This is a genomic window from Thermostichus sp. OS-CIW-33 (assembly GCF_054059615.1).
In genome coordinates this window covers 18,855-43,935 of the sequence record NZ_JBSSCH010000015.1, presented here as the reverse complement: position 1 = coordinate 43,935, position 25,081 = coordinate 18,855, and the positions used below count along the sequence as shown (strand labels likewise).

Genomic DNA, 25,081 nt, shown 5'->3' with positions numbered 1-25,081 from the left:
GGAGTCTTTGGAGCAGGGGATCCTTGACAAAGTCCGACAAAGTCCGGCCTTTGGGATCCCGCTGCTCTGGCCATCAACGAATTAAGTCGAAGGAGATGTCGGTTTTGCCGGGGATGATGCTGCGCCGATCGGCCTCATCCAGAATGGTGTTGACCAGCCAGTTAAGGAGGTTGAGCGCCCCCACATAGCCATAGGTGGGATAGCGATGCAGATGGTGGCGGTCGAAGATGGGGTAGCCGATGCGCACCAAAGGCGTGCCCGTATCCCGCCATAGGTATTTGCCGTAGGAATTGCCGATCAGCAGATCCACCGGCTCGGTGAACATCAGAGAGCGCAGATGCCAGAGATCCTTGCCCCCCCAGACGGTTGCCCCCTGCCCATAGGGGCTAGAGGCCAGCAGTGCCCGCGCCTCGGCTTCGAACTCCTCGTTGCTGTTGGTCACCACCACATGCACCGGCTCGGCCCCCAGCTCCAGCAATACGCTCAGCAAGCCCATCACCAGATCCGGATCCCCATACAGGGCTACCCGCTTGCCGTGGATCCACGCTTGGGAGTCGGTGAAAGCATCCACCGCCCGGCCCCGCTCGATCTCCAGCTCGGGGGGAATGGGCTTGCCGGTTAGCTGAGATAGCTGCATCAAAAACTCATCCGTGCCCCGAATACCCACTGGCCGCGCCGTCAGGGTGGGCCGACCCGAGGCCTCTGCTAGAAACTCCAGGGTCTTGGGCGTGGTGTAGCGCTGGAAGGAAAAAGTAGCCTCGGCGTTGAGGCATTGGGCAGCCGCCTCCAAAGGGGTTCCTCCGGGATACATGTGGAAAGTGCCGTCGTTGGGCGAATCCAAATAGTCGGAGTTGTCCGCCAGCAGGGTCAGCGGGATCCCAAATAAGCCGAAGATGCGCTTGATCTCCCGCAAGTTGCCCACGTAGGTATCGAAGCCAGGGATGACGTTGATGTAGCCATTGCTACCCGTGCGGCCCACCGGCTCGGTGAGGGTGCTGAGAATGGCCTTGAGCATGTTGTCATAGCCGGTGATGTGGGATCCCACAAAGCTTGGCGTGTGGGCATAGGGCACCGGGAAGTTGTGGGGAATAACTCCCTCATTTCTGGCCGTGGTGATGAAGGCTCCCAGGTCATCCCCGATCACCTCCGCCATGCAGGTGGTGCACACGGCGATCATCTTGGGCTTGTAGAGGGCGTAGGCATTTTCCAGTCCCTCGATTAGGTTTTTGAGGCCGCCAAACACCGCCGCATCTTCCGTCATCGAGGTGGAGACCGCCGAAAAGGGCTCCTTAAAGTGGCGGGTGAGATGGGTGCGAAAATAGGCCACACACCCCTGGGATCCATGGACAAAGGGCAGAGTTCCCTCAAAGCCGACAGCGGCGAAGATGGCCCCTAAGGGCTGGCAAGCCTTGGCAGGGTTTATCGTCAAAGCTTCCCGCTGAAAGTTTTTCTCCCGGTATTCCCAAGATTTTGTCCATTCGGCCACCCGGGCCACTTCTTCCGGGGAAGGGAGATCTTCAAAGGTTTGCTTGCACTGCAGAAGCGCCTGATATTCCGGATCTTGAAACAGGCGGGCGTGATCTTTGATGTCTTGGATATCTTGCGGCATGGTCGGTCTCCTAATGAGGGGCAGGGGAAGGAAGGGCCGTTGGCGTCTGGGATCCCGGCGGCAAGCTAAGACTTCCAGGGGGCTTTGACCAGATCCCAGGTGGGGCTATTCAAGGCCAGATCCATATCGCGGGCGAACACGGCAAAGCCGTCGTAGCCGTGGTAGGGGCCGGAGTAGTCCCAAGAGTGCATCTGGCGGAAGGGCAAAGCCATCTTTTGAAAGACGTACTTCTCCTTGATGCCGGAGGCGATGAGATCTGGCTTCAACCTCTTGGCAAATTCTTCAAACTCGTAGCCGGACACGTCATCGTAGATGAGGGTGCCATCGTCGATGTACTGGGTGGTGCGCTTGTAGTCGTCGCCGTGGCCGAATTCGTAGCCGGTGGCAATCACCTCCATGCCCAGCTCCCGGAAGGCCGGGATGACGTGGCGGGGCCGCAGTCCGCCCACCATCAGCATCACCCGCTTGCCCTCCAGGCGGGGACGGTACTTGGCAATGATGGCCTCGCTCTGGGGCTTGTACTTGGCGATCACCTGCTCTGCCTTGGCCTGGATGGTCTCGTCAAACCGCTGGGCGATGGCCCGCAGGGATTTGGCAATTTGGGTGGGGCCAAAGAAGTTGAACTCCAGCCAGGGGATCCCGTAGGCTTCCTCCATGTGGCGGCAGATGTAGTTCATGGAGCGGTAGCAGTGGATGAGATTCAGCTTCACCCGAGGGGCAAGCAGCATCTCGTTCCAGGTGCCATCGCCGGAAAACTGGGTCACTACCCGCAGGCCCATCTCCTCCAGCAAAATCCGGGAAGACCAAGCGTCGCCGCCGATGTTGTAGTCCCCAATCAGGGCCACATCGTAGGGGCCGGGCTCAAAGTTGAGGGATCCCTCCTTCGCTTTCTTGTCAGCAATGGGCAAAACCCAGTCCCGCACCGTATCGTTGGCGATGTGGTGGCCCAGGGACTGGGAGACCCCCCGAAAGCCTTCGCAGCGCACCGGTACCACCGGCTTGCCAATTTCTTTGGAAACTCTCTTGGCCACTGCCTCGATGTCATCCCCGATCAAGCCGACGGGGCATTCGGACTGGATGGTAATGCCTTTGGCCAAGGGGAAGAGTTCGCTGGCTTCTACCAAGAGTTTGGCCAGTTTTTTGTCCCCCCCAAACACCACATCCCGCTCCTGGAAATCGGAGGTGAACTGCATGGTGCCGAAGGTGTTCACCCCGGTGATTCCCACGTAGTAATTGCGCCGTCCCGACCAGGAGTAGTAGCCGCAGCCCACGGGGCCATGGCTGAGGTGGATCATGTCTTTGACCGGCCCCCACACCACCCCCTTGGAACCGGCATAGGCACAGCCGCGAGTGGTCATGACGCCGGGGATCGACTTGATGTTGGACTTTACTCCGCAATCTGCTTTGCCCTCGTCATAGACGTTGAGGTGCTTAGCTCTCTTTTTCTGAGCTTTTTCGGGGTAGGTTTCCAGAACCTCCGTTACGATTTTCCGGGTTTCCTCTTTGAGGGTACTTTTCAGAGTAGTCATGAGAACCTCAGCTATTGGGTGTCATGGATAAAAGCCACAGTGCGAGGGGGGGGCTGAGGGAGGAAACCAGCTACCCCCAGCCCGTCTTTTCGGGGATCAGACAGGGGCCAGCTCTTTTTCGGTTTTGCCGATGAGGTGGGCGATTTTCTGGTCGTCGTCCAAAACGCCGAACTCTATCAACAACTGTTCCAGCTCATCCATAGAGATGGGGGTGGGGATCCTCAGATCCGTGTTGTTGATGATCTTTTTGGCCAAGGCCCGATACTCGTCAGCTTGGTTGCAGTCGGGGGAGTACTCGATCACCGTCATGCGGCGCAATTCTGCGTGCTGAACCACATTGTCGCGGGGGATGAAATGCAGCATTTTGGTGTTGAGCTTTTCGGCCAGAGCTTCGATCAGCTCGATCTCGCGATCCACTTTGCGGCTATTGCAGATCAAGCCACCCAAGCGCACGCCGCCAGAGTAGGCGTATTTCAGCACGCCGCGGGCGATGTTGTTGGCCGCATACATGGCCATCATTTCGCCGGAGCAAACAATGTAGATCTCTTGGGCCTTGCCCTCCCGAATGGGCATGGCAAAACCGCCGCAGACCACGTCCCCCAGCACGTCGTAGCAGACAAAGTCCAGATCCTCGTAGGCACCGTTTTCTTCCAAGAAATTGATGGCGGTGATGATGCCTCGTCCGGCACAGCCAACACCAGGCTCGGGGCCACCGGATTCCACGCAGCGCACCCCTCGGTAGCCGGTGAGAACCACTTCTTCCAGCTCCACGTCTTCTACGGATCCCCGCTCAGCCGCCAGGTGAAGGACGGTGGTCTGGGCTTTGCAGTGCAACATGAGGCGGGTGGAATCGGCCTTCGGGTCGCAGCCGACGATCATGATCCGCTGCCCCAATTCGGCCATACCGGCAACGGTATTCTGACAGGTGGTGGATTTGCCGATACCGCCTTTGCCGTAGAATGCAATTTGTCTCATGGTTCAGTTCTCCTAATGAAGACTTGAGGAAAGACTTGGGGGCGACTTAAGGGTTAGAAATCTCTTGCCAATGGGCGCAACTGGTCGCATTAGCGAGACGGGATCCTTACTGCAAAGGATTTCAGCTCGCGGGAAGGCAGCCTTGGATCCCTTGGAATCCAAAAGCAAACCGGTTGAACGGTGGGGCCCTCCCGAATTGATGCAGGAGATGGGGGAAGCGACGGGGAGTAACAGTGGGGCAGATCATAGGGCTCTCAGGCTTATCGAGAATGGGGAACTAGAGGGCATGCACGGTTAAGGTGGGCCACACCTGTTCTTGCAGGCGGGTTTCGATGAGCAACCGCAGGGTGTTTTGCTGGCTGGGGCAGGTGGTGCAGGATCCCTTGAGGCGCACCCACACCTGATCCCCTTCCAGGTCGTAAAGCTCCACATCGCCGCCATCGGCCAACAGCAGCGGGCGAACTTCCTCCTCCAGGACGGCCTGAATGCGGGCGATCTTTTGCAAGGTGGTGAGGGGAGAGGGAGCAGCGGGAGAGGGCTCTGTCTGGTTTTGGGAGTTCCCTTTTGAATTTCTTGAATCTTCTGAAGGGGTTGCGTCAGTCTCGGCCAGAACGGCGGCAATCAGGTCTTCAATCTGGGCCAGGCAGGAACCACAGCCACCACCCGCTTTGCTGTAGGCTGTTACTTCCTCAGCGGAGGTGAGGTGGTTTTCCCGGATCAAGCGGCGGATCTTCTGCTCGCTGACGCCAAAGCAGGAGCAGACCAAAGCGCTGTCATCATCCGTGTGGTCAGGCAGAGGAAGGCCGCGATAGCTGTAGATGGCTGCCTCCAGAGCCTCTTGCCCCATCACCGAGCAGTGCATCTTGGCGGGGGGCAAGCCGCCCAGGTAATCGGCGATCTGGCGGTTGTCGATCTGCAGGGCTTCATCCAGGGTGAGGCCGGTGATTAGCTCCGTCAGGGCCGAGGAAGAGGCAATGGCGCTGGTGCAGCCGAAGGTTTGGAAGCTGGCAGCCAAGATGCGCTCGCTGGCCTCGTCCACCTTTAAGTAGAGCCGCAGGGCATCGCCACAGGTGATGCTGCCCACTTCTCCCACCACCACCCGAACACCAGGCTCGGAGCTGGGATCCATTGCCCCTTGGTTTTTGGGGTGGTAGAAGAGTTCCAAAACTTTTTCGCTGTAGTCCCACATGGCTGGATCCTGAGTTGAGGATGCTAACGGTCGAGGGAAGATGAGTTTGAGGGGGGTCAGCGGCGAGCCAGTTCCCGCTCCTGCTGTTGCAGCCAGTCTTCCGCCTCGTGGCTGAAGGGGGAGATGGCCCGCAAATGCTCGATGATCCCCGGCAAAACCTCCAGCACCCGCTCCACCTCTGCCGGCTGGGTAAAGCGGGAGAGGCTGAAGCGGATCGAGCCGTGCAAAACGGTGTAGGGCAGGCGCATGGCCCGCAGCACATGGGAGGGTTCCAGGGATCCGGAAGTGCAGGCGGAGCCGGAGGAGGCGCAGATGCCGTATTTGTTCAGCCAGAAGAGGATCGCTTCCCCTTCCACGAACTTGAAGCCCAGGTTGGTGGTGTTGGGCAGCCGCTGAGTGGGGTGGCCGTTAACCTGGACATCCGGGATCCGCTGCAGCAAGCCCTGCTCCAGGCGATCCCGCAGCAGCCGCTCATGGGGATCCCCCAGGTGGGCTTGGGCCAGCTCAGCCGCTTTGCCCAGGGCGATGATGCCCGGCACATTTTCCGTCCCGGCGCGGCGGCCTCGCTCCTGATGCCCTCCCAGCAACAGAGAACGGAAGCGCAAGCCCCGCCGCACATAGAGAGCGCCGATCCCCTTGGGGGCATGCAGCTTGTGCCCGGAAAGGGTGAGGAGATCCACCGGCAGGCGCTGCAGATCGAGAGGGATCTTGCCCACCGCCTGTACTGCGTCCACATGGACAACAGCCCCATAGCTGCGAGCCAGGGATCCCACCGCCTCGATGGGGAAAAGCACGCCCGTCTCGTTGTTGGCGGCCATGCAGCTCACCAGGGCAGTATCGCCGGTCAGGGCTGCTTCCAACTCCAGCAAGTCCAGGCAGCCTTGCTCATCCACCGAGAGGTAGGTGACGCGGTAGCCTTGTTTTTCCAGGTGCTTGCAGACGTTGAGCACCGAGGCGTGCTCTACCTGCGTGGTGATGATGTGGCGCTTCTGGGGTTGGGCTGCCAAGGCTGCATAAATGGCCGTGGTGTTGCCTTCGGTGCCGCCACTGGTGAAGACGATCTCCGTCGGGTCGGCTCCCAGAAGGGCTGCCACCTGTTCGCGGGCTTGGTTGAGGGCACGCCCCACCTGGCCGCCAAAACTGTGCATCGAGGAGGGGTTGCCGTAGAAGGTCTGCAAATAGGGCAGCATCGCCTCCAGAACCAGGGGATCCACGGCGGTAGTGGCGTTGTTGTCCAGGTAGATCACAGGGTTCATACAGGCTCCGGTACAAGATAGGGGTTGGGCAAAGTTAAACGGCTTGCGGAGCGTGAGAATGGCACTGCTTTGGGCAAATGCGGGCGCAAGCCTGACAGCCGATGCAGAGGGCAGCGTTGAGGATGGTCATCACCTTACGCTCGCTTTCCTCTTCCTCTTCGTTGTCGACAAACTCGCCGTCTTCGTTGAGGGCTCTGAGGGCAAACACACCACGGCCACAGACCTTGAGGCAACGGCTACAGCCGAGGCAGCGGGTGATATCCAGGCTTTCGATAAACTGTGGGATCCAGGGCAGTCCGCCTTTGGTGAGAGCAGTTACAGTAGCCATGGCCGCGTCTCCAAAAGATGAGGTCTCAAGATCGGGAAGATTTGCTGTCCAGGGCCTGGTTGACCAACCAGGTGCGGTAAAACTTGAGGGCCACCGTTTCAATGAGGTCGTAGTCTTCCACCACTTCGATGCCGGCCTCGCGAATACGCTTCATGGGGCAATCGCCGATCTTGGAGACCAGCACGGCTCGGCAATCCCTGATGAGATCCAGGATTTGCTCTAGGTTGTTGTCCTCCCCGGATCCCCCGTGGCAGTACTGCGGGATCTTGCGGTGGCCGACAAACTGCGCCCCACGGGCGTTGACCTCGTAGATCAAAAACTCCCGTGCATGGCCGAAGTGGCGATTGACCAGGCCGCCGCCTTTGCTGGCTACGGCCACCAGGATGGAGGGGCTGTCGGGAGGCAGGTCGGCTGTCCAGTGGGTTGGGGTTGACTGCTGCTGAGCTTGCAGTTGGGCAATGCTTGCCTGGACCTGGCGGCGTTTTTCGGGGTCGTATTCGGGGGTCATCTGCATAAAGCGCTCCTTGGTGAACTCTTGGCTGCGGTCTTCCCCCAGCAGGCCCACCGCGTCCGCCCGACACTGGCGACAGTGGCGCATCATCCGCATGTTGCCGGAGCACCGATCTTGCAGGGCTTTCAATTCCTGAGGGGTGGGGCCCCGCTGGCCGATGAGGCCGAAGTAAGTGCCGTGTTCGGGCGCCGAGATCAGGGGCATGATGTTGTGCAAGAAAGCCCCTTTCTCCTGGATCACCCGGTTCACTTCCAAGAGGTGGGTGTCGTTGATGCCGGGAATGAGAACGGAGTTGACTTTGCAGAGGATGTCTGCCTCCCGCAGCAGATCCAGGCTTTCCATCTGCCGTTCGTGCAGGATGCGGGCTGCCTCCACCCCTCGAATGCGCTTGCGCCGCCAGCGGATCCAGGGGTAGATCTTGGCTCCGATCTCTGGATCCACCATGTTGATGGTCAGGGTGACGTGGTCGATGTTCAGCCGTTTGATCTCGTCGATGTAGTCCGGCAACATCAGGCCGTTGGTGGAAAGGCAAAGCTTGAGATCCGGAGCTTTCTCGGCGATGCGGGCAAAGGTCTCGAAGGTTTGCTTGGGGTTGGCCAAGGGATCCCCAGGCCCAGCAATGCCCACCACCGTCAGTTGCGGGATCTTGCCGGCAATCACCAGCACTTTGTGGGCGGCTTCCGCCGGGGTAAGCAGCTCGCTGACCACACCGGGCCGGCTCTCGTTGGCACAGTCGAACTTGCGGTTGCAGTAGTTGCACTGGATGTTGCAGGCGGGGGCTACCGCCACGTGCATGCGGGCGTAGTGATGGTGAGCCGCTTCGCTGTAGCAGGGATGGGTGGCGATGCGCTGCTGCAGATGAGGGGGGAGGGCCTGGCGGGGGCTGCTGCTGCAAGCGCAGGCCGATGGGGAAGGGGATCCCTGGCGGGGCGGAGTTGAAAGGGGCGGCATAGTGGGGTCAACCAGGGGATAGAACGTTACTGGCGGTTATATCAACCGCCCTCTGCCCGCTCCGTTGCACTCAGCCCGGTAGAACTGATCGAGTTTATTGGCTTTGTACTCAAGACCTGCAAAGCCTAATGGCAGGCCAAATCCAACTTTTTTTAGGGGTCAAGGGTCTGGTTTTTCAAGGCCGGGGATGCCGTATTTTGACCCAAAGGGGCGGGGGATCCGGCTGTGGGGAGGATCCCCGGAATCCCTGATTCGACAAGGGCTTGGGGCAATGCTTAAGAAATACTAAAAATCTGCTCAGATGCACTCAAGCGCCGCAGCCTCGGCTGCGTTTTGCATCAATTGCTACGATTTAATATCGTATCAGCCCAAAAGTGTATTGAAAATAGCCGTTTGAGTTTGAGGAAAGATCCCCCTGGGGCAAAGTCCTCGCCAAGGAAGTGAAGACTATTGCGGCGGCAGGCCGTCGGACTTTCTTGTTGTGACAGGGGGGATGTACTCGCTCAAATACCCATACCCTTCCCCAAAAATACCGGATCCCTGCGGGCAAAAGACTCAACCCCCTGCCCTCAGAAAAACTTTTTTTGCCCTCTGGGCCAAGCTTCCAGGGTTTGAGTACATCGGCAATAACTCAATCAATCCTGATCGCCCGCTGCCAAGCCTGAGCCCCTGCAGCCGCTTGCTATAAGCGGGGGATATAAGCGGGGGAACAGAACCCCAACGGTTCTGCCCCTCTGTTGAGACTCGCCCCCTGCTTCCCAACCGGTGAGCTTATGTCCCCCCTTGTTTCTCCCCCACCGAAAACGGCTGAAGTGCTGCAGGTGCCCCGTTGCGATCGCTGGCGGATTCTCTACCGTCTGCAGGAGCTGGATTTGACCTGTGGCTGTACCCCGACCGGCCAACTGTGGGTGATGATTCGCACCCCCACCGAAGCCCTCCTCGTCCACAGTGTGCTCCGCCTTTTCACCCTCAACCGCTCTGGCTGGCTGAGTTGGTTGGATCGCTGCTGGTCTCTCCAAACCTGGGATCCCCCTGAGAGATCTGCAGGAGGGGATGACCGCCCCTGAACCTCTGCCGTTTGCCTTCTTGCTTCTCCTGTTCACCTCGTTTTGGTAGCGCCAATGAGCACTCCATCCCCCTCAACTCGCTCCTTCCAACAAGTCCGAGACAACCCCGTTCACCTGGGACGGGAGATCACGGTTCCCATCTGCGAGGGCCTCAACCTAGTTTGGGCCAGTCTTCAGGGGCTGTATTTGCAGTATCTGAAGCACCATCTGGTTGTCGAAGGAGCAGAGTTCTACTCAATTCATCAATTTTTCAACGAAAGTCTACAGGAAGTTCAGAACCACGCCCATGAGGTGGGGGAGCGCCTGAACGGCCTGGGTGGGATCCCGGCCTCCAGCTTTGCCAAGCTGGCGGAGCTGTGCTGCTTCAGCCCGGAAGGGGACGATGCATTGGCCGTGCGGCCCATGCTGGAAGCGGATTTGCGGGCCGAGCAAAGCCTAATCGATCTGCTGCGTCGCCAGGCGGCTCTGGCGGAAAGTGTTGGGGATCGCGCCACCCGTCACCTCTACGAGCAGATTTTGCTGCGGACGGAAGAACGGGCCTTTCACCTGGCCCACTTTCTGGCTGCCGACAGCTTGGTTTTGGGCTTGTCCCCATCCTAGCTTGCCCATCTACGCCTACCCCTCGTTTTGGGAGACTCTGCCATGCTTACCCCCGATCGGGCGCCGCTGCTGCAGTTTTTGCAAGTTGAGCTTGGGATCCCGGAATCCGCCCTCACCTTCGCCCTGAAACGGCATGGGTGTGAACAGGGCCCTTTGCCCATGATTCTTTGGCATTACGGGCTGATTTCCTTGGAGCAACTGGAGCAGATTTTTGAATGGTGTGCTCCCCCTCCTCTTGTTACCAATTCTACCCATTCGGAGGTTTAAGCCATGACTTATCCCTACCCTTCTCTTCCCTTTCCCAGAGTCGGCAACCCTTTGGGATGGCTCGGCCTGGTTTTGAACTCAATTTTCAGATCCGCCCTGAAGTGGCCGCGCCGCTGGCTCAACAGCATTGAAATTCGGGGATCCCGGCAGGCCCGTTGGATTTGCCGTTTGATCCCGGCTTCCTGCCCCTTTGAGCGGGATATTCGGCTGGGATCCCGCACCGTCCACATTCCGGCCCTCTGTCGCATCAACCCCCTCTACGAGGAGATCATCGCCCTGCGGCTACGGGCGGCGGCTTATCTGGCCGAAGCTGCGGCTCAACCCCAGCCCCCCTCTTCTCAGGAGATCCCATCATGCCCTTGATCAGCCGGACTAAAGTGGCGGAGCTGCTCAACGAGACCGCCTGCGAGCACAACCACAAGAAAGACGGCAAAGGCAAAAACAAAGTCTGTGCCGAGCAAGCCAAGCCAGGAGGAGCGCAGGGAGGCTGTGCCTTTGACGGGGCTTCGATTGCCCTGGTGCCGATCGCCGATGCCGCCCATCTAGTACATGGGCCAATCGCCTGCAGCGGCAACTCTTGGGGGACGCGGGGCAGCCTCTCTTCTGGCCCCCAGCTTTATCGGGTGGGCTTCACCACCGATCTGAGCGAGAACGAGATCATCTTCGGGGGGGAGGAGAAGCTGTTCCAGGCCATCCTTGACTTGCAGGCCAAATACCAGCCTGCCGCCATTTTTGTCTATCTCACTTGTGTAACTGCCCTCATTGGCGACGATGTGGAGGCCGTGTGTCAGCGGGCCAGCCGCCAGCTTGGGATCCCAGTCATTCCGGTGAATGCGCCCGGCTTTGTGGGCAGCAAAAACCTAGGCAACCGTCTGGCCGGAGAAGCGCTGCTGGACTATGTGATCGGCACCGCCTCCCCGGAATACACCACCCGCCGCGACATTAACCTCATCGGCGAGTACAACATTGCCGGCGAGCTGTGGGATGTCTTGCCTCTGTTTGACGAGCTGGGGATCCGCATCTTGGCCAAGATCACCGGCGATGGCCGCTACCGCGAGATCTGTACCGCCCACCGGGCCAAGCTGAACGTCCTCATCTGCGCCAAAGCCCTGCTCAATGTGGGCCGCAAGATGCAGGAGCGCTACGGGATCCCCTACATCGAGGCTTCCTTTTACGGGCTGCAGGAGATGAACCACTGCCTAAGGGCCATTGCCCAAGGGCTGAAGGATCCGCAACTGCAGGAGCGTACCGAGGCCCTCATCGAGCGAGAAACTCGCGCCGCTGAGGCGGCTTTGGCCCCCTACCGGCAGCGGCTGGCGGGCAAACGAGTTGTCCTTTATACCGGCGGGGTGAAAAGTTGGTCGATCATCTCCGCCGCTCGAGATCTGGGGATGCAGGTAACGGCCACCAGCACCCGCAAAAGCACCGAAGAAGACAAAGCCCGCATCCGCGAGCTGCTCGGCCAAGAGGGCATTCTCCTGGACAAGGGCAGCCCCCAAGAGCTGCTCCAAGTGGTGAGGCGCACGAAGGCGGACTTGCTCATCGCCGGCGGACGCAACCAGTACACCGCCCTCAAGGCCCGCATCCCCTTTCTGGACATCAACCAGGAGCGGCACCACGCTTATGCCGGCTATCGCGGCCTGGTGAACTTGGCGCGGGAAATCGATGCTGCCCTCCACAGCCCCATCTGGGAGCAGTTGCGACGGCCTGCCCCCTGGGAGACTCCAGCCGAAGAGGAGGTGGGATGATGGCCCAGCTCATCCAAGAACGCAAGCCTCTCAGCGTCAACCCCCTCAAACTCAGCGCTCCGCTGGGAGCGGCCCTGGCCTTTCTGGGGATCAAGGGCTGTCTGCCGCTCTTCCACGGTTCCCAAGGCTGTACGGCCTTTGCCAAAGCGCTGCTGGTACGTCATTTCCGCGAGGCCATTCCCATGTCCACCACTGCCATGTCCGAAGTGGACACCATCTTGGGGGGGGAGGAGAATGTCGAAGCTGCCATCCTCACCTTGGTGGAGAAGGCCCAGCCGGAGCTGATTGGTCTTCTGACCACCGGCCTCACGGAAACCCGCGGGGACGATATGCCGCGCATCCTGCGGGAGCTGCGCCGACGCCAGCCGCAATTGCAGGATCTGCCCATCGTCTTGGCCTCCACGCCTGACTTTAAAGGATCCCTGCAGGACGGCTATGCCATCGCTGTCCACAGCTTGGTCAGCACCTTGCCAGAGCCGCCGTCGGGATCCGTCCACCCTGCTCAGGTAACGGTGCTGTGCGGGCCTGCCCTCACCCCCGCCGATGCCCAGGAGATCAAGGAAATGGTGGAAGCTTTTGGCCTGGAGCCAATCTTGGTGCCGGATCTCTCAGGCTCCCTAGATGGCCACTTGGGCACTGGCTTTAGGGCAACCCCGGACGGCGGCACCAGCCTCGAGCAACTGCGGCAGCTGGGGCGATCCGGCCTCACCTTGGCCATTGGGGAGAGCATGCGCCCTGTCGCCCAGCTCCTGGCCCAGCGTTTCGGCACCCCCTATCGGGCTTTTCCCCACCTAACCGGCCTCAAGGCTGTGGATCCCTTTTTGGCAACCTTGGCCGACTACAGCCAACAGCCGGTGCCCCTGCGCTACCGCCGCCAGCGCAGCCAAGTCCAGGATGCCCTCCTGGACTGCCACTTTTTCTTCGGCAACCAGCGGATTGCCCTGGCCCTGGAAGCCGATCTGCTCTGGGGGTGGGTGGACTGGCTGCTGGATATGGGCTGCCAGATCCAAGCGGCCATCAGCCCCACACCGGATCCCCACTTGAGCACCCTTCCCATTGAGGCAGTGCGGGTGGGGGATCTGGGGGATCTGGAGGAGCTGGCACCCGGGGCCGACCTGCTGGTGGGCAACTCCCACGCGGCGCGCCTAGGCAAGCGGCTGGGGATCCCGGTGCATCGGATGGGGATCCCTATCTTCGACCGGCTGGGGGCCAACCACATCTGTCAGGTGGGCTATCGCGGCACCCTATCCCAACTGTTTGCCGTCGGCAACCTGCTGATGGAGCAGGAGGAAGCCCGTCACCCCAGCCCACCCCAGGTTTCTAGGCAGGGATTCTAAGGGATCCAGAGCTTCGAAGGGCAGCCCAAGTGCCCCTAGCTCCCCCAAACCCTCAAGTTCACGTTTCTAAGGAGAACGCCTATGCAAGTGGCCTTTACAACCCGCGACGGCAAGCACGTCAATGCCCACTTTGGCTGGGCCAACCAGATCGACCTCTACGAAGTCACCCCCGAAGGCTACCGATTTTGTAAGACCCTCACCTTTGGGGGCAACTTGGAGGCAGATGGCAACGAGGACAAGCTGGTGCCCAAGCTGCAGGCTTTGGCCGATGTCACCCTCATCTACGTGGCTGCCATTGGCAGCAGTGCCGCCGCCCGCCTGATCAACCGCCGCATCACCCCCATCAAAGTGCAGTCGGAAGAAGAATCCATCGAGAGCTTGTTGCAGCGCCTGGTAACCACCCTGCACAATCCTCCCCCCTGGCTGCGCAAAGTGCTCTTGGCCGAGCGCGCCCGCAAAGCCGAAGCCCCAAATCCCTCTACTTCCCCTGCGGAGGTTTAGCCATGACGGTTACCCCTCTTTCCCGCTCGACCAGCCCCATCCTGCAGGAGATCGTCCGCCAGCTGCGGGCGGCGGATCCCTACGGCACCTACCGCACCTGGAGGGATGAGTTGCTGCTCAAGCCCTTTGTCGTCACCAAAGCCCAGAAGCGCCAAATATCCCTGGAAGGGGAGGTGGATCCGGCAGTGCGGAGCCGCATCCTCATCTACTACCGCGCCATTGCCGCCCTGATCGAAAAGGAGACGGGCCTCCTGGCTCAGGTGGTGCTGGATCTCAACAGTGAAGGTTTTGGTTGGGTGCTGGTCTTCTCGGGGCGGCTGTTGTTGGTGGTCAACACCCTGCGAGACGCCCATCGCTTCGGTTTCGAGTCTCTCGAACAGCTCACTGAAAAAGCTACTGCCCTTATCGACAAAGGGATCCAACTGGCCCGAACCTACCCCGAGGTGGGCCGGCTGTAGCCGCTTGTCTCCGTCCCGGCAGCCATTTTTTCTTCTTTTTCTTCAGCAATTAGGAGTGCCTTGCCCATGTTGAATGAGAGTGACGTTGAGAATGTTGTGAACGGCCTGGATTTCGAGCCCTTTGAACACCTGTCTGCCGACCAGCTCCGCAGCGAGATCAAACGACTAAACAGCAAAGCAGGCCAACTGAAAATGGATCTGCACGATCTGGCCGAGGGGCTACCCGACGGGTTCGAGCGACTCCCCGACTTGGCAGCCCGCACCTATGCCCTGTTTGCCCGGCTGCACACCCTCAGACAACGCTTGAAAACCCTGGAGACCTGCCGATGAGTTGGAACCACAACCGCCGTTGGAAAGACTTCCAAGCCCTAGTCAATGCCGAGGATTATTTCGCTTTTTTCGAGCTCCCCTACGATCCGCGGGTGGTCAACGTGAATCGCCTGCATATCTTACGCAAATTCGCTCAGTATCTAGGCCCTCTGGAGTGTTTCCAGGGCAGCGAAGAAGAGCGATTGGAGCAAGCTCGGCAAGCGCTGGAAAAAGCGTACCAAACCTTTCTCACCTCTACTCCGCAGCAGGAGAAGCTATTCCGAGTCTTTCAAGACTACGGTTGTCCAGATGCTGTCGGCGGCTGTGCCGGCTGCAGCTCTTCGGGAGAGCGGGGCGAATGCAGCCCTGGGATCCCTGCCTAAGCTCCCTTGTTTACCCCTCGTCAGCTCTCTGGAGACTCCATCATGGCTACCTACACAGTTCACTTGGTTAACCTAAAACGACAGCTTGATACCTATATCTCAGTAGATGAAGATTCGACCATCCTAGAAGCGGCTGAGGATCAAGATGTGGACTTGCCCTCTTCCTGCCGCTCCGGTAGTTGTTCCTCTTGCGTGGCCAAAGTGGTAGAAGGAGAAGTCGATCAATCGGAGCAAACCTTTCTGGATGAGGAGCAAATAGCCAAAGGATTTGTGCTGCTCTGTGTGGCCAGACCTCGCTCCAGTTGTACAATTCGTACCCACCAGGAAGCTTACTTGGTTTGATAGATCGCTGCTTTCAAGCTGCTCGCAAATGGACTCGGGCAAGGCTCAAATGGCCTCTTCTAAGATTAGGGATCCCTATATGTTGGCACCGCCCACCGTCCCTAAGATCTCAATAACCATATCTCCTCTCCAACTCATGAAGGTTGGAGAAGAAGGTCGCATCTACCAACTGCGCGGATCCGAAGCTGCTTGCGCCCAATTGCAGCAAATGGGTCTCACTCCAGGTACCTATCTCCAGGTTATCCAACGTCACCCTGAGTGGATCCTACTCCTACCCAGTGGCCAACTTTCCCTTCCTGCTCATTTAGCTAAACCCATCTGGGTTTACATGGATCCCCGTTGCGCCTTGATGTCTACCCAAGAACCGAATAAGAAAACAATCTTAAATTTGCCAAGAGCCTTCTAAAATGTAGTCTATTTATCCAATTTTTAACTTGCAATGAGAGACACTCAAGGTAAGCACATCTCTTCATAATCTATCTTGATTTGGGAGCAAAGCTATGAACACCTGTTTGCTACACCTGGGCTCCATCCTTAAAGCTGCTGAAGAGCTTAGCCTTGTGGAAAAGCCATTTCCCAAGTTGCAACACATTCAACTCTGCACAGGGCTCAGCCCAGAAGAAATCGTGCGGGCGCTGGAGCTAGAACCCAATCCCTTGGGTTGGCATCTAGAGCCAAGCCACAACCTTGCCGATGAATCGACGTATTGGGTGGGCGGACGACCTTGTGTCGGCTTGGTTATTGAGCGTTTTGCCTGACACTTGCTGCAGTTCGGATCCCTAAAAGGCTCTCAAGGGGGGAGGAGTAGCCTGCAAAGCCATCTCAAAAGTTCACTGCAAACATTAGAAGTTAAGAGAAAACAAAGCTTTCCAGAAGGTTCACCCTAGACCAAATCTCCCTGGCCTGCCGGGGATCTTTTGAGGTATCGTTCAATCCAGTTCACGAATTGAGCTTAGGAAACAGACCTTAAACTAAGGTCTCTCGCCGGGCTGCCACGGCTTTGCGAGGAAGGTCTCCATGGCCGGGTTTAGGGTTGCGCAGATGCGATAGCAGGTGTGAACCGATAGCAGGTGTGAACGAGGGAGAGCTACAGGGAAACGTTATGGAGTTTGAGGGCTATGGCTTATCAAATCTCAGGGGATTGTATCGGTTGCCACGCTTGTGTAGATAGCTGTCCTACGAAAGCTATTGTTGTTCAGGATGGGGAATACTGGATTAATCCTCTGTTGTGCAATGACTGCGAAGGTTTCTTCCCAGAACCTCAGTGCGTTAGCCTGTGTCCCGGTTCTGCCCCGCAGCCTTATGAAGCCATGAAGGGGCGCAACCGCACGGTCACGGCCCGCATTCGCAGCAGTCCACCTCTATTTTTGAACGGCCATAGCCAGGCTTTTGCTTCGTCAATTGTGGTCTGGGAAGCTTGCAATTTCCTATCTCAATTTCAATCTCTCAATCTGCAAAAGCAGGGAGATAACCAGGTTTGCTATCAGAAATCTGTTGGCCACAACCAGGGATCTCTGACCCTAACTCTATGTTTGGACGGGATCCCACAAAGTGCTCCGATCGATGTGCGAACTGCCTGTTTGCATCTTATTTTTGCTGCCTATGCCGCCGGGTTGGATAGCCCCTGGAAGGAATCCTTTGTTTTCACCGACTCACAATTGGAGTCCTATTTGGGCTGGGATAAACGTAAAGATCTGAGCAAGATGACCCGTCTCCACCTGTTCATGACCTGGATAGAGCAGCTCTGTCGGATTCAAGTCTCCATCGATTGGCCGGATCAGGGGCGGGTGAAGGGGTTTTCGGTACCGGCTGGCCCTCTGTGGAGGCTGCTCAAGATGCATCGCCACTTTCAAAAAGATGAGCAGGGCTGCAACCATCTGGTGGGCCTGACTTGGGCGATTCAGCCCGGCGAATGGACACGGTACTTTCTCAATCGACAAGGGTGCCGCCAGGGGCAAGCCTTTTATCAGTACAGCAGCCTGCCCCTATCCCTGCTGCAGGCCGTGATGAGCCATTGGCAACACCATGAAGGAGCCATGCGCCTGCTGCTGTGGCTGTTGTTCAAAGTGAGGATGGGGCGGCAACAGCGTCTGACGGTGCCCACCCTGATGCGAGTGGCCTACGGGGAAGAGCGACTGCAGGAAGCTTATCTCAATCTCCAAGAACGCAAACGGCTGGTGCGCACCTTTGAAAGCGATCTGGAGGTTCTCAACCACTACGGCCTCAAGCCGGAGTTCGATCCCCTCACCTATCCTTCTTCCATTCAACCCCTGTGGGCTCGCCTGGAAGCTGTGCCCGAGGATGCGGACGAGGCATTGAACTTTTGGATTGAAGATGCCAACAACGGTGGCTTGCTGACGGCTGCCGGGCCGCGGGGCAAGTGGGGACTCTTGATGCAGGCTCGCATTCAACGATTTCATCTGCCCTCCGACTGGCATCGTCAAGCAGTTCAAGAAGCCAGATCCCCAACCCGAGAATCGGGATCTCGGCGGCAGCGTAGGGCAAAGTCTGCGCCTGTTGCAACAGACTCGGATCTCCCTGGCCCTCCCGAAAACCCAAAAGACTTCCCCTCAAGCAAAGCTTTGCGTGGAGCGGATATCTCGGCGGCACGCCAGCAAAAGGGAATCAGCCAGCGGGAATTGGCCCAGAGGCTGGGGCGCAGCCAGAGCTGGGTGCGGGATGTAGAGAATGGGCGGCTTCAGATCAGCCTAAACGATCGCCAGCGCCTTATCAAAGCCCTGTATTTGGATCCCAGGCAACATCAAGTCTAGGCCAGTTACTCAATTCACTCATCCACTCACTCATCCACGGCAATGACCACATCCGAGGCTTTGATGGCAGCATACGCTTCTTTCCCAACTGCTATACCCAACCGTTCGGCAGAGTGCTTAGAAATAATGGCTGTTATTTCTATGCCTGGTGCAACTTCCAGAACAATTTCGGCATTGACCATGCCCACCTGGAAGCTTTTTACAGTTCCTTTAAACAAGTTGCGAGTGCTGATTTGCATGACTTCTCCTTTGTTGAACAAGCAGAGCAACAGGGGTGTTGACCGAACTGAACAAGAGAGGAGCTTGCCGGATGGCCATTCAACATTGGTTTCAATACTATCAGATGCTTATCGTTGCCTCTGGGGAGGAATGGCTGCCGATAGTCTAGGTGTGTATCTACAGATACAAATTACAACCCAATTCCGACAGTCAAAAGCACCGAACCATTGGCGGATTTTCCTGTTCTGAGAGTTGTCACGGGTCAAAGAAAAATGGCTATGAAACGAAGAACTGCAATGTTATTCCTAGGGATCCTGGCCGCCCTGGCTTTGAGGTGGGGGTCGGCTCCCGGCTTGGCGCAATCTCAGCCCATTTTGGTGGGGGCTGCGGTGAGCTTGCAACCGGCTTTAACGGAAATCGACCGGTTGTTCACCGCCCGCTATCCCGACATCAAGGTTGAGTACAACTTCGCCAATTCCGGCTCTCTCCAGCAACAGGTGGAGCAGGGGGCTCCTTTGGACGTGGTATTTTTCGCAGCCGCCTCTTTTATGGACGCCCTTGCCCAGCAAAACCTGCTGGTGGAGGGATCCCGGCGAGATCTTCTCAGCAACCGCATGGCTCTAATTGTGCCTGCCAATGCCAGAACCAAGGTTCAGGATTTTGCCGACTTGGTGGCGGAAGAGATCCGGGTTCTGTCCATTGGGGATCTGCAGGCCATGCCCGCCGGACGCTATGCCCAGGAAATTCTCACCGAGGCGGGGGTGTTTGAGACGCTGCGGCCCAAGATGGTGTTTGCCAGCACGGTGCGGGAAATCTTAACGGCGGTAGAACAGGGCAATGCTGACGCTGGGATCCTGTTTACCTCGGATGCTCAGCTTTCAAATCGGGTGCGAGTAGTGGCTACGGCGGATCCCATTACGCCAATTATCTACCCGGTGGCATTGGTGCGCGATACTCCCGCCGGACAGTCTTACTTGGAGTTTTTAACCTCAGAAGAAGCAGCAGAGGTGTTTGTGAAGTACGGCTTTATCCGCCTGTGAGGGATCCCTCTGCAATGGCGCGGATGAGTTACTCCAAATGAGCGACTACGACCTATCCCCGCTTTGGATCTCCCTACGGATTGCCGGCTTGGCCACGGGCATCACCTTTGGGGTGGGGACGCTGGCGGCTTACGGGATGTTGCACTACCGAGGTCGCTGGCGCTCTCTCATCGAGGCCCTCTTGTTGGCGCCGCTGGTGTTGCCGCCCACCATGGTGGGCTTCCTGTTGCTGCTGCTGTTTGGCCGGCGAACCCTTCTGGGACAACTTTTGGCCTCGCTGAACTTGTCGGTCATCTTCACCTGGTATGCCGGGGTGATCACGGCAGCGGTGGTGGCCCTGCCCCTGATGTACCGCACGGCTTTGGGAGCTTTCCAGCAGATCGACCCGACGCTGGTGGCGGCAGCCCGCACGCTGGGGGCAAGTAGGGCCAAGATTTTTACGCGGGTGCTGATCCCACTGGCCTTGCCGGGGATCCTAGCGGGGGTTACCCTCAGTTTTGCTCGCGCTCTGGGGGAGTTTGGCGCCACCTTGATGCTGGCAGGCAACATCCCAGGCCGCACGCAAACCCTGTCCATGGCCATCTTCTTTGCCGTTCAGGCGGGGGATATGCGGGGGGCGGCCATCAGCTCGGCCCTGGTCTTGGGGTTGTCCTTGGGGGTGATGACGGCAGTTAACCTTTGGTTTCAGCGACAGCCTCTGCAGCAGCTTCCCCCTCGCCCCCTGCGGGTTCTGGCCAGAAGGGATCTGGATTTCTCAACTCCGGCCCCCCGCCTCTGGGTGGACATTGACAAGAAGCTGCCCCAGTTTGAGCTGCAGGCGCAACTGAGCTGCGATGGGCGACCCCTGGGCTTGCTGGGGGCCTCTGGATCCGGCAAAAGCCTACTTTTGCGCTGCATTGCCGGGATCGAAACCCCGGATGGTGGGCGCATTTTGCTCAACGAGCGGGCGTTGTTTGACGCCGAACAGGGGATCCGGCTGCCCCCCGCTCAGCGACGGGTAGGGGTGATCTTCCAGAACTACGCTCTGTTTCCCCATCTCACCGTCGCCCAGAACATCGCTTTTGGGATCCCTGCGGGCTTGAGCGAAGCGGAAAAACAAGAGCGGATCCAGGCCCAGCTGCGGTTGGTCAAGCTGAAGGGCTGGGAAAACCGCTATCCCACGGAGCTCTCCGGAGGACAGCAGCAGCGGGTGGCCCTGGCGCGAGCCTTGGCTTCTGAGCCGGAGATCTTGCTGCTGGATGAGCCTTTTTCTGCTTTGGATGCCCACCTGCGCAGCCAACTGGAGCAGGAGATGGGGGAAATCCTAGCCGACTACAAGGGAGTCACGCTTTTGGTAACCCACAACATTGAGGAAGCCTTCCGCCTCTGCGGGGATCTGGCTGTAATGGAGCAGGGGCGAATCATTGCCCAGGGGGACAAGCGTCAGCTATTTGAGGCTCCCCCCTGCCTTAGTGTGGCGCAACTGACGGGTTGCAAAAACATCTCGCGGGCCAAGCTCCTGGGCCCTCAACGGGTGCTGGCCTTGGATTGGGGCTGTGAGCTGCAGGTACAGGGATCCCCAGCGGGAGAATACATCGCCATCCGCGCCCACCACCTCACCTTCAGGCCCGACGGGAAGCTGCCCAACACGTTTCCGGCTTGGCTGGTGAAGTGGAGCGAGACCCCCCACCGACTGACTCTCTTCTTTAGGCTGGGCGGTCCTCCTGCCCACCGCCAGGACTATCACCTGCAAGCTGAGGTGTGGCGGGAGCGCTGGCGCGAGGTGGAGACTTGGGGATCCCCGTGGTGGCTGCAGTTGGATCCCCGGCATCTGAGGGTGTTTTGAGTCTGGAGCCCAGGAGTCAGGTGGGCTCGCCCAAGCGGTAGCCCCGCGGGGTAATCAGCCGCTCCCCATGGCGAAAGGTCTGGGAGTTGCCGATAAAGACCAGGGTGAGCATGTCCACCTCCTCTGGATCCAGCTCCCCCAGGGTGGTAAGGCGGAGAGTTTCGCCAGGGCGGTAGAGGTTGCGGGCCAAAGCCACAGGGGTATGGGCGGGCCGGGCCTGCAAAAAGATCTGCAGAGACTTGAGGAAGGGATCCACCCGCTGCCGGGAGCGGGGGTTGTAAAGGGCCACCACAAAATCGGCAGCTGCAGCCGCCTGCAGGCGTTTTGCAATCACTGGCCAGGGGGTAAGCAGATCCGAGAGGGAAATGGCGCAGAAGTCGTGCATCAGCGGAGCCCCCAGCCGGGCAGCAGCCGCCTGGAAGGCAGAGATCCCCGGCAGCACCTCCAGAGAAGGGCGGATCCCATCCCAGCCAGAGCGGACCAAGCACTCCAGCACCAAGCCCGCCATGCCGTAAATGCCGGCATCCCCCGAAGAAATCACCGCCACCTTCAGCCCCTGCTGCGCCCAAGCAATCGCCCGTTCGGCTCGCTGCAGCTCTTGGGTAATGGGAGAGGCCTCCCGGATTTGGCCGGGGTGCAAAAGGGGATCCACCAGATCCAGATAAAGCTGGTAGCCAACAACCACATCGGCCTGAGTTAAAGCCATACGGGCAGCCAAAGTCAATTGACCCAGATCCCCAGGACCAGTGCCGATGAGCCAGAGGTGGCCGCTGCGAGGGGAATACTCCTGCGCCGCGCGGGCAATGGCCAGGGTGCAGGCCCCTTCGGTTTCTGACGTGAAGACCTGCTTGGGGCAGAGAAGAGTTGCCTTCCCCTCCGCAACGCAAGAGGGCCTCTCAAAAGCTCGGTCACCTCTTCCCCAGATCTGAGCCGCCAAAAGAGCAGCCGCCTCGGCTACGGAGGGAGTGCCCACCGCCTGCCGAACGGCCTCCGAAGGGTGGGGCACTGGGATCCCAGCCAAAGCCTCTGCCGGGAAAAACTCAATGGGCCAGCCGTGGGCCTGAGCCAGCTCCAGAAGACCCGGCTCGTCTTGCTTGAGCTCTAGGGTGGCCAGGCCGGCAATGGCCTCGAACGCCAGCCCCTGGGCCTGCAGCAGGCGGCGCAGGGATCCCTCTAGCCAAGCGCGGGTGGTGCCCCGCTCGCAGCCCACCCCCACCCACAGCACCCGCGGATGCCAGTGCACTGTCGGGATCCCCGTGGGAGGGGAGAGGTATTCCCCAATCCAGATCTGGGCAACAGAATGGGGAGGAGAGGAGGCCACTAGGGGATGATCTGCCGGCCAAGCTTGTCGCCAAAGCCGCGTGCCGCAGGTCTGGTGAACGGCCACCGGCTCTCCCCGCGTCAAGGCGGCTGCCACCCCGTTCCAATCTCCAGCGCCCCGCCGCCAGCCGTAGGGATCCCCCAGCAAATCCAAAGGCGGGATCCCCAGCCCCTCGGAAGCAGAGGTGAGAACCGGCTGGGCTCCCAAGGTAGCGGCCACCTGCCGCGCCAGGGCATCGGCCCCCCCCACATGTCCCCCGCACAGGCTAATAGCCCAGCGACCGGCTTCGTCCACCACCACCACCGCTGGATCCCGCTGCTTGTCCTGCAAGAGGGGGGCAATGAGCCGCACCACCGACCCTGCGGCCAAGATGAAGAGACAGCCCTGCACCTGGGGCCAGGTTTGGGCAACGGCTTCTGCTAGGGAGCCTGGCGCTGTGGGATCCTTGGGATCCCCGTAAGCCTGCCAGGGGGAGGGCAGCCCCTGCGGGTCAGCTTTGCTCCAGCAGCTCACCTCCTTGCCCAAGAGCGGGATCAGAGAGTTGGCCAACCGGCGGGCGCGCGGGCTGGGGGCAAACAGAGCAAGCTTCATCGAGCGTGGGCCAAGGCCAGGATTCTCCCCGGATCCTATACTGGACATAGAGCCACCCGCGAAGGGACAAGTGCCGATGGTCATCCCACCTGGACTGATGCTGCCCCTAATCCCCCTGGAGGTTTTGCTCTCCACGAAGGGGCTGATGTTTTTGCTGCTATCAGCCTATGGGGGGGCCATGTGGACATTCTTAAGCGGCGCCCCCCGCGTCCACACCATCATCGTGCCGGACTTGGAGCAGGCCAGAGGGTTTTACGAGAAGGTGTTGAAACTGCCGGAAGCGGAGCTGCCCCTGCAGTACTACTACGGCTACGAGCAAAGCATGGTCGGCTACAGCCTAGGATCCGCTTACTTTCCAGGGGATATTGGCCTCAGTCCCCGCTTCGATGCCAAAGCCCGTCCCACCTCTGGGCCCACCCAATTGGATACCCCCGGCCTTTGGTATCAGCTCTCCGACAATGTGCAATTGCACGTGATCCCCGGCTCCACGGATCCCTATGGGGGCTCTGGCCCCTACGGCAGCACCTCCAGGCCCAGCTCCTCATCTGCTTCTGCTTACGGGACTGTACCGGCAGCGGGCCGCAGCAGCGGCGTTCGCTATCGCCATGTCAGCTATGAGCGGGAGTCCCTTAAGGCCCTTCTGAAGCGAATCAACAAACAAGGGATCCGCAACAGCATTCGCTCCGAGAAGCCCTTCGTCTTTTGGGTGCGGGATCACCAGGGTCAGATTATCGAATTTGCCGAACTGAAAGGCTGACGGGATCCCCTAAGATTGTTAAAGGAAAGCCAAAAGTCGGCGGCGGGGGGATGCCAACGATGAAACGGGTGCTGCTGCTGGTGCTGTGTTTGCTGTGGCTCGGGGTGTGGGGCGGCCAGCCGGCCGTGGCTCTGTCGCGGGCCAAAGACAATCCGGTGGTGAGCGTGCAATCCCCAGCCAAGGACTTCATCACCACCGAGTCGGGATTGCAATACTACGACATCACTCAAGGCAGTGGGCCTTCCCCTCAGCCGGGGCAAACGGTGGTGGTCAACTACGTGGGCAAGCTACAGGATGGCACCATCTTCGATAGCTCCTACAAGCGCAATCAGCCTTTTATCTTCACCTACGGAGTGGGCCAAGTCATCCGCGGTTGGGAGGAAGGGCTGGCCACCATGCGAGTGGGGGGCAAGCGCTACTTGCGCATTCCGCCGGAGTTGGCCTATGGCAGCCGCGGGGCAGGCGGGGTGATCCCCCCCAACGCCACCTTGGATTTTGAAGTGGAGCTCCTGGCCATCCAGTAGATTCAGATCTTGCAGAGACCGAATATCCAAGCGGCATTGGGCTTGTGCAGGAACTCCCTTCACCGGAACTGTCTTCTTCTTGGCGGCCCAGTTCTCTGGCAGCAGATCCTGCCCTAGAAAAAGCTCGCCTGCGCCAGCACTTTCGCCAGCTACGGCAGAGGTTGGACAGATCCCTTATCAGCCAGAAGATCGTGGCTCATTTGGCCTCTTGCCCCCAACTTTTGGCCGCCAAAACCATCCTGGCCTATGTGGCCTTCGGCTCCGAGGTGGACTTGGGATCCCTGTTTGTCCTTTTCCCGGAGAAGCAGTGGGGGATCCCCCGTTGTCTGCCGCGGCGGCAAATGCAGTGGCACCGCTACCAGCCGGCTGAGCTTGTCCCCAACTGCTGGGGCTTGCTGGAGCCTTCTCCCGGCAGCACAGTTATCGACCCTGGCAAGGCGGATTTGATCCTGGTGCCCGCCCTGGCCTGCGATCGTTGGGGAAGGCGTTTGGGCTATGGCGGCGGCTATTACGACCGCTTTTTGGCCGCTTTGCCGGATCCCAGTGTGCCCAAGTGGGGCATCCTCCCCCAAGCCTGCTTGCTGGAGCAGCCCCTGCCTCAGGATCCTTGGGATCAGCGCCTGGATGGGATCCAAACCGAGGAGAGGTTCTACGAGACGGGGATCCCCTAGAC

Annotated in this window: 28 protein-coding genes; 19 read left to right on the top strand and 9 right to left on the bottom strand. The window is 59.2% G+C overall.

Annotated features, from left to right (window positions below; translation table 11 throughout):
• Positions 1–73: 73 nt before the first annotated feature.
• From nifK to nifB, 7 genes are all read right to left on the bottom strand, one after another.
• Positions 74–1,609 carry a nitrogenase molybdenum-iron protein subunit beta gene (gene nifK, locus ACVWZG_RS10845; RefSeq protein WP_457406986.1) on the bottom strand — a complete coding sequence of 512 codons (1,536 nt, stop codon included), beginning with the start codon at positions 1,607–1,609 and terminating at the stop codon, positions 74–76.
• A gap of 65 nt (positions 1,610–1,674) precedes the next feature.
• Positions 1,675–3,138, bottom strand: coding sequence for a nitrogenase molybdenum-iron protein alpha chain (nifD, locus tag ACVWZG_RS10840; protein WP_011432082.1), 1,464 nt, complete (start codon positions 3,136–3,138; stop codon positions 1,675–1,677).
• Between the two features lie 96 nt (positions 3,139–3,234).
• Complete coding sequence (gene nifH / locus ACVWZG_RS10835; protein WP_011430651.1) at positions 3,235–4,113, bottom strand: nitrogenase iron protein; 879 nt, start codon at positions 4,111–4,113, stop codon at positions 3,235–3,237.
• A 277-nt stretch (positions 4,114–4,390) separates the two neighbouring features.
• The gene (gene nifU, locus ACVWZG_RS10830; RefSeq protein ID WP_457406989.1) at positions 4,391–5,302 is read right to left on the bottom strand and encodes a Fe-S cluster assembly protein NifU; all 912 of its coding nucleotides are present in this window, start codon (positions 5,300–5,302) and stop codon (positions 4,391–4,393) included.
• Positions 5,303–5,358: 56 nt separating this feature from the next.
• Entirely contained in the window at positions 5,359–6,558 is a 1,200-nt protein-coding gene (gene nifS / locus ACVWZG_RS10825) for a cysteine desulfurase NifS (RefSeq protein ID WP_457406992.1), read from the bottom strand.
• A gap of 34 nt (positions 6,559–6,592) precedes the next feature.
• Entirely contained in the window at positions 6,593–6,886 is a 294-nt protein-coding gene (gene fdxB, locus ACVWZG_RS10820) for a ferredoxin III, nif-specific (RefSeq protein ID WP_414332069.1), read from the bottom strand.
• A gap of 25 nt (positions 6,887–6,911) precedes the next feature.
• Positions 6,912–8,348, bottom strand: coding sequence for a nitrogenase cofactor biosynthesis protein NifB (gene nifB, locus ACVWZG_RS10815; RefSeq protein ID WP_414417548.1), 1,437 nt, complete (start codon positions 8,346–8,348; stop codon positions 6,912–6,914).
• A gap of 773 nt (positions 8,349–9,121) precedes the next feature.
• On the opposite strand from nifB, the gene ACVWZG_RS10810 reads away from it, so the two are divergent.
• The 14 genes from ACVWZG_RS10810 (at position 9,122) to ACVWZG_RS10745 (ending at position 18,131) form a co-directional block, all read left to right on the top strand.
• Complete coding sequence (locus ACVWZG_RS10810; protein ID WP_457395340.1) at positions 9,122–9,415, top strand: Asr1405/Asl0597 family protein; 294 nt, start codon at positions 9,122–9,124, stop codon at positions 9,413–9,415.
• A gap of 54 nt (positions 9,416–9,469) precedes the next feature.
• Positions 9,470–10,015 (top strand): ferritin-like domain-containing protein, encoded by a 546-nt coding sequence (locus ACVWZG_RS10805; RefSeq protein WP_011430658.1) that lies wholly within the window; start codon positions 9,470–9,472, stop codon positions 10,013–10,015.
• A gap of 42 nt (positions 10,016–10,057) precedes the next feature.
• Positions 10,058–10,282: a DUF2949 domain-containing protein gene (locus ACVWZG_RS10800; RefSeq protein WP_011430659.1), complete on the top strand. Its 225-nt coding sequence runs from the start codon at positions 10,058–10,060 to the stop codon at positions 10,280–10,282.
• A gap of 3 nt (positions 10,283–10,285) precedes the next feature.
• Positions 10,286–10,645: a Mo-dependent nitrogenase C-terminal domain-containing protein gene (locus ACVWZG_RS10795; protein WP_011430660.1), complete on the top strand. Its 360-nt coding sequence runs from the start codon at positions 10,286–10,288 to the stop codon at positions 10,643–10,645.
• On the top strand, positions 10,636–12,030 hold the full coding sequence (gene nifE / locus ACVWZG_RS10790) for a nitrogenase iron-molybdenum cofactor biosynthesis protein NifE (protein WP_457406995.1): 1,395 nt from the start codon (positions 10,636–10,638) through the stop codon (positions 12,028–12,030). Before ACVWZG_RS10795 ends, nifE begins: the two co-directional genes overlap by 10 nt.
• Positions 12,030–13,367 (top strand): nitrogenase iron-molybdenum cofactor biosynthesis protein NifN, encoded by a 1,338-nt coding sequence (nifN, locus tag ACVWZG_RS10785; protein WP_414419363.1) that lies wholly within the window; start codon positions 12,030–12,032, stop codon positions 13,365–13,367. The genes nifE and nifN overlap by 1 nt, the downstream gene beginning before the upstream one ends.
• Positions 13,368–13,448: 81 nt before the next feature.
• Positions 13,449–13,868: a nitrogen fixation protein NifX gene (gene nifX, locus ACVWZG_RS10780; RefSeq protein WP_414342057.1), complete on the top strand. Its 420-nt coding sequence runs from the start codon at positions 13,449–13,451 to the stop codon at positions 13,866–13,868.
• A 2-nt stretch (positions 13,869–13,870) separates the two neighbouring features.
• The gene (locus tag ACVWZG_RS10775; RefSeq protein ID WP_457395332.1) at positions 13,871–14,326 is read left to right on the top strand and encodes a NifX-associated nitrogen fixation protein; all 456 of its coding nucleotides are present in this window, start codon (positions 13,871–13,873) and stop codon (positions 14,324–14,326) included.
• A 66-nt stretch (positions 14,327–14,392) separates the two neighbouring features.
• Complete coding sequence (locus ACVWZG_RS10770) at positions 14,393–14,656, top strand: CCE_0567 family metalloprotein (RefSeq protein ID WP_011430665.1); 264 nt, start codon at positions 14,393–14,395, stop codon at positions 14,654–14,656.
• Positions 14,653–15,018: a nitrogenase-stabilizing/protective protein NifW gene (nifW, locus tag ACVWZG_RS10765; protein ID WP_457395329.1), complete on the top strand. Its 366-nt coding sequence runs from the start codon at positions 14,653–14,655 to the stop codon at positions 15,016–15,018. The genes ACVWZG_RS10770 and nifW overlap by 4 nt, the downstream gene beginning before the upstream one ends.
• Positions 15,019–15,060: 42 nt before the next feature.
• Positions 15,061–15,360, top strand: a complete 300-nt coding sequence (locus tag ACVWZG_RS10760) for a 2Fe-2S iron-sulfur cluster-binding protein (RefSeq protein WP_457403724.1) — start codon at positions 15,061–15,063, stop codon at positions 15,358–15,360.
• Positions 15,361–15,388: 28 nt separating this feature from the next.
• Positions 15,389–15,766 carry a ferrous iron transport protein A gene (locus ACVWZG_RS10755; protein ID WP_011432067.1) on the top strand — a complete coding sequence of 126 codons (378 nt, stop codon included), beginning with the start codon at positions 15,389–15,391 and terminating at the stop codon, positions 15,764–15,766.
• A 94-nt stretch (positions 15,767–15,860) separates the two neighbouring features.
• Positions 15,861–16,118 carry a hypothetical protein gene (locus tag ACVWZG_RS10750; RefSeq protein ID WP_011432066.1) on the top strand — a complete coding sequence of 86 codons (258 nt, stop codon included), beginning with the start codon at positions 15,861–15,863 and terminating at the stop codon, positions 16,116–16,118.
• Between the two features lie 360 nt (positions 16,119–16,478).
• Positions 16,479–18,131, top strand: a complete 1,653-nt coding sequence (locus ACVWZG_RS10745; RefSeq protein WP_457406997.1) for a helix-turn-helix domain-containing protein — start codon at positions 16,479–16,481, stop codon at positions 18,129–18,131.
• Between the two features lie 26 nt (positions 18,132–18,157).
• Here ACVWZG_RS10745 and ACVWZG_RS10740 read toward each other — a convergent pair whose 3' ends face one another.
• The gene (locus ACVWZG_RS10740; protein WP_457395323.1) at positions 18,158–18,370 is read right to left on the bottom strand and encodes a TOBE domain-containing protein; all 213 of its coding nucleotides are present in this window, start codon (positions 18,368–18,370) and stop codon (positions 18,158–18,160) included.
• A gap of 258 nt (positions 18,371–18,628) precedes the next feature.
• Between ACVWZG_RS10740 and modA the strand changes: the two genes are divergently transcribed.
• Both modA and modB read left to right on the top strand, forming a co-directional pair.
• On the top strand, positions 18,629–19,390 hold the full coding sequence (gene modA / locus ACVWZG_RS10735) for a molybdate ABC transporter substrate-binding protein (RefSeq protein WP_414407055.1): 762 nt from the start codon (positions 18,629–18,631) through the stop codon (positions 19,388–19,390).
• Positions 19,391–19,427: 37 nt separating this feature from the next.
• Positions 19,428–21,215 carry a molybdate ABC transporter permease subunit gene (gene modB, locus ACVWZG_RS10730; protein WP_457406999.1) on the top strand — a complete coding sequence of 596 codons (1,788 nt, stop codon included), beginning with the start codon at positions 19,428–19,430 and terminating at the stop codon, positions 21,213–21,215.
• A gap of 16 nt (positions 21,216–21,231) precedes the next feature.
• On the opposite strand, the gene cobJ is transcribed toward modB, so the two are convergent.
• Positions 21,232–23,127 (bottom strand): precorrin-3B C(17)-methyltransferase, encoded by a 1,896-nt coding sequence (gene cobJ, locus ACVWZG_RS10725; RefSeq protein WP_457407001.1) that lies wholly within the window; start codon positions 23,125–23,127, stop codon positions 21,232–21,234.
• Between the two features lie 97 nt (positions 23,128–23,224).
• On the opposite strand from cobJ, the gene ACVWZG_RS10720 reads away from it, so the two are divergent.
• From ACVWZG_RS10720 to ACVWZG_RS10710, 3 genes are read left to right on the top strand one after another with little or no spacing between them, the layout of a single operon-like run.
• Positions 23,225–23,884: a hypothetical protein gene (locus ACVWZG_RS10720; RefSeq protein ID WP_457384469.1), complete on the top strand. Its 660-nt coding sequence runs from the start codon at positions 23,225–23,227 to the stop codon at positions 23,882–23,884.
• Between the two features lie 59 nt (positions 23,885–23,943).
• Entirely contained in the window at positions 23,944–24,408 is a 465-nt protein-coding gene (locus tag ACVWZG_RS10715; protein ID WP_414342074.1) for an FKBP-type peptidyl-prolyl cis-trans isomerase, read from the top strand.
• Positions 24,409–24,452: 44 nt separating this feature from the next.
• Entirely contained in the window at positions 24,453–25,079 is a 627-nt protein-coding gene (locus ACVWZG_RS10710) for a 5-formyltetrahydrofolate cyclo-ligase (protein ID WP_457407004.1), read from the top strand.
• Positions 25,080–25,081: the final 2 nt, after the last annotated feature.